This is a genomic window from Cupriavidus sp. FW305-26, from assembly GCF_058787975.1.
On record NZ_JBYTAH010000025.1, the window covers coordinates 20,927 to 27,010 of the forward strand.

Annotated in this window: 3 protein-coding genes; all 3 read left to right on the forward strand. The window is 64.3% G+C overall.

Annotated features, from left to right (window positions below; all coding sequences use genetic code 11):
- The first annotated feature begins 318 nt into the window (after positions 1–318).
- The 3 genes from AC3WQZ_RS15630 (at position 319) to lpdA (ending at position 6,038) form a co-directional block, all read left to right on the forward strand.
- A complete protein-coding gene (locus tag AC3WQZ_RS15630) occupies positions 319–3,171 on the forward strand; it encodes a 2-oxoglutarate dehydrogenase E1 component (protein WP_058697179.1) in 2,853 nt (950 codons plus the stop codon).
- An 89-nt stretch (positions 3,172–3,260) separates the two neighbouring features.
- Positions 3,261–4,511, forward strand: a complete 1,251-nt coding sequence (gene odhB / locus AC3WQZ_RS15635) for a 2-oxoglutarate dehydrogenase complex dihydrolipoyllysine-residue succinyltransferase (RefSeq protein ID WP_058697178.1) — start codon at positions 3,261–3,263, stop codon at positions 4,509–4,511.
- Between the two features lie 102 nt (positions 4,512–4,613).
- A complete protein-coding gene (gene lpdA, locus AC3WQZ_RS15640) occupies positions 4,614–6,038 on the forward strand; it encodes a dihydrolipoyl dehydrogenase (RefSeq protein ID WP_492300847.1) in 1,425 nt (474 codons plus the stop codon).
- Positions 6,039–6,084 lie beyond the last annotated feature (46 nt).

The window sequence follows — 6,084 nt, forward strand, 5'->3', positions numbered from 1 at the left end:
GTGCGGGTGTTGCTAATTCGCTGATTGCGAACCGAATTGTCGTGGGTAGGTGTTTCGTATCGCGAAAAGTCCACATTGATCAAAGGCAATTCATGCTATTCTTAACGCCGTGAAGACTTTAGGTCCTTCCCCGCACAACTTGCCCTTTCGGGCCTTGTGAGGAAGCCATCACACGCGGCACCCAAGCGGTGCCGTTTGTGTAGGCGCCTCAGTTGGGCTCCCAAGAGTTGTTTGCGATCCGCTAACCGGTCAAGCCGTGTCGCGGAAGGTTGAATAACCCGCTGAACTCCGGCATTCCCGGAGAATAGTGAGCGTCCCATGATGCAGCAGTATCAGAGCAACTCGTACCTCTTCGGCGGTAACGCCCCGTATGTCGAAGAACTGTACGAGGCCTACCTCCAGAACCCCGCCTCGGTTCCCGACAATTGGCGCGCGTATTTCGACGCCATGCAGAACGTTCCTGCGGTCGACGGCTCGAACGGCCGGGATATCCCCCACGCCCCCATCGTTGCCTCGTTCGCCGAGCGCGCCAAGCAAGGCCCCATCAGGACCATCGTTGCCTCGGCCGATTCCGACATGGGCCGCAAGCGCGTCGCTGCCACCCAGCTGATCGCCGCCTACCGCAACATCGGTTCGCACTGGGCCGACCTGGACCCGCTCAAGCGCCAGGAGCGTCCGCCCCTGCCGGACCTGGACCCGGCGTTCTACGGCTTCTCCGAAGCAGACCTCGACATCGTCTTCAATGCCAGCAATACCTACTTTGGCAAGGAGTCGATGAGCCTGCGCGAGCTGCTCAACAACCTGCGCGAAACCTACTGCGGCACCATCGGTTTCGAATTCATGTACGTGAGCGACCAGGCGCAGAAGCGCTGGTGGCAGGAGCGCCTGGAAACCACGCGTTCCAAGCCCGTGTTCACGCTGGAAAAGAAGAAGCACATCCTGGACCGCCTGACCGCGGCTGAAGGCCTGGAGCGCTTCCTGCACACCAAGTACGTCGGCCAGAAGCGCTTCTCGCTGGAAGGCGGCGAAAGCTTCATCGCCGCCATGGACGAGCTGATCCAGCACGCCGGCAGCAAGGGCGTGCAGGAAATCGTGATCGGCATGGCCCACCGTGGCCGCCTGAACGTGCTGGTCAACACGCTGGGCAAGATGCCCGCCGACCTGTTCGCCGAATTCGAAGGCAAGCACGTCGACGACCTGCCGGCCGGTGACGTCAAGTACCACAAGGGCTTCTCGAGCGATGTCTCGACCGAAGGCGGCCCGGTCCACCTGTCGCTGGCGTTCAACCCGTCGCACCTGGAAATCGTCAACCCGGTGGTCGAAGGCTCGGCCAAGGCCCGCCAGGAACGCCGCGGCGAAGTCGGCCACAAGGAAGTGCTGCCGGTGCAGGTGCACGGCGACGCGGCCTTTGCCGGCCAGGGCGTGGTGATGGAGACGCTGAACCTCGCGCAGACCCGCGGCTACGGCACGGGCGGCTCGATGCACATCGTCATCAACAACCAGATCGGCTTCACTACCTCCGACCCGCGCGACGCGCGTTCGACGCTGTACTGCACGGACGTGGTCAAGATGATCGAGGCCCCGGTGCTGCACGTGAACGGCGACGATCCCGAAGCCGTGGTGTACGCCATGCAGCTGGCCGTGGACTTCCGCATGGAGTTCAAGAAGGATGTCGTGGTCGACATCATCTGCTTCCGCAAGCTGGGCCACAACGAGCAGGACACCCCGGCGGTCACGCAGCCGCTGATGTACAAGAAGATCGCCCAGCACCCCGGCACGCGCAAGCTGTACGCTGACAAGCTGGCCGCGCAGAACCTGGTCCCGGCCGAGTTCGGCGACGAGAAGGTCAAGGAATACCGCGCCGCGATGGACGCCGGCAAGCACACCGCCGACCCCGTCCTGTCGAACTTCAAGAACAAGTTCGCCGTGGACTGGATGCCGTTCCTGAACCGCAAGTGGACCGACGCCGCCGACACCGCCGTGCCGGTGACCGAGCTCAAGCGCCTGGCCGAACGCATCACCACCACGCCTGAGACCCTGAAGCTGCACCCGCTGGTGGAGAAGGTCGTCAAGGACCGCGCCAACATGGGCCGCGGCGACCAGCCGCTGGACTGGGGCATGGGTGAGCACCTGGCCTTCGCCTCGCTGGTGTCGTCGGGCTACCCGGTGCGTATCACCGGCCAGGACGCTGGCCGCGGCACCTTCACCCACCGCCACGCCGTGCTGCACGACCAGGCCCGCGAGCGCTGGGATGCCGGCAGCTACGTGCCGCTGCAGAACGTGTCGGAAAACCAGGCACCGTTCACGGTGATCGACTCGGTGCTGTCCGAAGAGGCCGTGCTCGGCTTCGAATACGGCTACTCGGCCGCCGAACCGAACGCGCTGGTGATCTGGGAAGCCCAGTTCGGCGACTTCGTCAACGGCGCCCAGGTGGTGATCGACCAGTTCATCTCGTCGGGTGAAGTGAAGTGGGGCCGTGCCTCGGGCCTGACGCTGATGCTGCCGCACGGCTACGAAGGCCAGGGCCCGGAACACAGCTCGGCCCGTATCGAGCGCTTCCTGCAGCTTTGCGCGGACCACAACATGCAGGTCTGCCAGCCGACCACGCCGGCCCAGATCTTCCACCTGCTGCGCCGACAGATGATCCGTCTGTTCCGCAAGCCGCTGGTGATCATGACGCCGAAGTCGCTGCTGCGTAACAAGGACGCTGTGTCGCCGCTGTCGGACCTGGCCAAGGGCCACTTCGAGACGGTCATCCCTGACCACGAAGAGCTCAACGCCAGCAAGGTCAAGCGCGTCATCATGTGCTCGGGCAAGGTCTACTACGACCTGGTCAACACGCGCAAGGAACGCGAGGCCAATGATACGGCGGTGATCCGCCTGGAACAGCTGTATCCGTTCCCGCACAAGGCCGTGGCAGCAGAACTCAAGAAGTATCCGAACGCCACCGAAATCGTGTGGTGCCAGGACGAGCCGCAGAACCAGGGTGCCTGGTTCTTCGTGCAGCACTACATCATGGAAAACATGACGGATGGCCAGAAGCTCGGTTATGCCGGTCGTCCCGCTTCGGCTTCGCCGGCAGTGGGCTACTACGCAAAGCACAACGAGCAACAGAAGGCGCTGCTGGAGGCTGCCTTCGCCAAGCTCAAGGGCTTTGTTCTGACCAAGTAATCAAGCGGCAGCCACGGCGGCGCGCGCAGACGGCCGCCGTGGCATAGCCAGCATAAAGACAACACGCATAACACGAGGAATTCACAACCATGGCTATCGTTGACGTCAAGGTTCCGCAGCTCTCCGAATCGGTCGCCGAAGCGACCATGCTCAACTGGAAGAAGAAGCCGGGCGAGGCTGTTGCACAGGACGAAATCCTGATCGAGATCGAAACCGACAAGGTCGTGCTGGAAGTGCCGGCCCCGTCGGCTGGTGTCCTGTCGATTATCGTCAAGAACGACGGCGACACCGTCGTGGCCGATGAGATCATCGCCAAGATCGACACCGAAGCCACCGCTGGCGCCGCCGCACCGGCTGCTGCCGCTCCGGCACCTGCCGCCGCTGCCCCGGCACCTGCCGCTGCTGCCGCCGCTCCGGCCGCCGCAGGTGGTGTGGCGATGCCGTCGGCTGCCAAGCTGATGGCAGAAGCCGGCCTGTCGGCTGGCCAGGTTGCAGGCACCGGCAAGGACGGCCGCATCACCAAGGGTGACGCGCTGGCCGCTGCTGCTGCCCCGGCCGCCAAGGCTGCTCCGGCTCCGGCTGCCGCCAAGCCGGCGCTGCAGCAGGTTTCGGCCCCGGTTGACTTTGCCGCGCTGGGCGACCGCCCGGAAGAGCGCGTGCCGATGAGCCGTCTGCGCGCCCGTATCGCCGAGCGCCTGCTGCAATCGCAATCGACCAACGCCATCCTCACCACCTTCAATGAAGTGAACATGAAGCCGGTGATGGACCTGCGCAACAAGTACAAGGACCGCTTCGAGAAGGAACACGGCGTCAAGCTGGGCTTCATGTCGTTCTTCGTCAAGGCCGCGGTGCACGCGCTGAAGAAGTTCCCGCTGATCAATGCTTCGATCGACGGCAACGACATTGTCTACCACGGCTACTTCGACATCGGCATCGCCGTGGGTTCGCCGCGCGGCCTGGTGGTGCCCATCCTGCGCAATGCCGACCAGATGAGCCTGGCCGACATCGAGAAGAAGATTGCCGAGTTCGGCGTCAAGGCCCGTGACGGCAAGCTGTCGCTGGAAGAACTGACCGGCGGTACCTTCTCGATCTCCAACGGCGGCGTGTTCGGTTCGATGCTGTCGACCCCGATCATCAACCCGCCGCAATCGGCCATCCTGGGCGTGCACGCCACCAAGGACCGCCCGGTGGTGGAAGACGGCCAGATCGTGATCCGCCCGATGAACTACCTGGCGATGTCTTATGACCACCGCATCATCGACGGCCGTGAAGCCGTGCTGGGCCTGGTGGCCATGAAGGACGCGCTGGAAGATCCGGCCCGCCTGCTGCTGGACCTGTAATTAACGGTCCCCCCGCGCACGCCTGCCGTGCGCGGGGCGCGCTTCCCCCGTGATGAAGGCGCGCCGGCACAAGCTGTCGCCGGCGCCCACAAAGGAATTTCCATGAGCAAACAATTCGACGTGCTGGTGATCGGCGCCGGCCCCGGCGGCTACATCGCCGCCATCCGCGCCGGCCAGCTGGGCCTGAACGTGGCCTGCTGCGAAGGCAATCCGTATGACGATCCCAAGGGCGAAGCCCGCCTGGGCGGCACCTGTCTGAACGTGGGCTGCATCCCCTCCAAGGCGCTGCTGGCTTCCTCGGAGGAGTTCGAGAACGTCCAGCACCACCTGGGCGACCACGGCATCACCGTGGGCGACGTCAAGGTCGACGTGGCCAAGATGCTCAAGCGCAAGGACGACATCGTTGGCAAGATGACCAAGGGCATCGAGTTCCTGTTCCGCAAGAACAAGGTGACGCTGCTCAAGGGCTACGGCAAGTTCGTCGGCAAGAGCGCCGAGGGCTTCCAGGTCGACGTTGCCGGTGAAGTCGTGACCGCCAAGCAGGTCATCATCGCCACCGGTTCGAAGGCTCGCCACCTGCCGGGCATCAAGGTCGACAATGACCTGGTCAGCGATAACGAGGGCGCGCTCAAGTTCCCCGCAGTGCCGAAGAAGCTGGGCGTGATCGGTGCCGGCGTGATCGGCCTGGAACTGGGCTCGGTGTGGCGCCGCCTGGGCTCCGATGTGACCGTGCTGGAAGCGCTGCCCGCGTTCCTGGGCGCCGCCGACGAAGGCGTGGCCAAGGAAGCGCAGAAGCAGCTGACCAAGCAGGGCCTGAAGTTCAGCCTCGGCGTGAACGTCAACGAAGTGACGACCGGCAAGAACGGCGTGACCGTCAAGTACACCGACAAGGACGGCAAGGCGCAGACCCTGGAGGTCGATCGCCTGATCGTGTCGGTTGGCCGCGTGCCCAATACCGACAACCTGGGCCTGGACGCCGTCGGCCTGGCCGTAGACCAGCGCGGCTTCATCGAGGTGGACGACCACTGCGCCACCAAGGTGCCGGGCCTGTGGGCCATCGGCGACGTGGTGCGCGGCCCGATGCTGGCGCACAAGGCCGAGGACGAAGGCGTGGCCGTGGCCGAGCGCATCGCCGGCCAGAAGCCGCATATCGACTACAACTGCGTTCCGTGGGTGATCTACACCTTCCCGGAAATCGCATGGGTAGGCAAGACCGAAGCCCAGCTCAAGGCCGAAGGCCGCGAGTACAAGGCCGGCCAGTTCCCGTTCATGGCCAACGGCCGTGCACTGGGCATGGGCCACGCCGACGGCTTCGTCAAGATGCTGGCCGACGCCAAGACCGACGAGATCCTGGGCGTGCACATCGTTGCCGCCAACGCCTCGGACCTGATCGCCGAAGCCGTGGTGGCGATGGAGTTCAAGGCCGCCAGCGAGGATATCGGCCGCGTCTGCCACCCGCACCCATCGATGTCGGAAGTCATGCGCGAAGCCGCGCTGGCCGTCGACAAGCGTCAGCTTAATATGTAAGGCGCATGCTTCGCATTGCCTGAGTACCGGCGCGCCGCATCCGCGG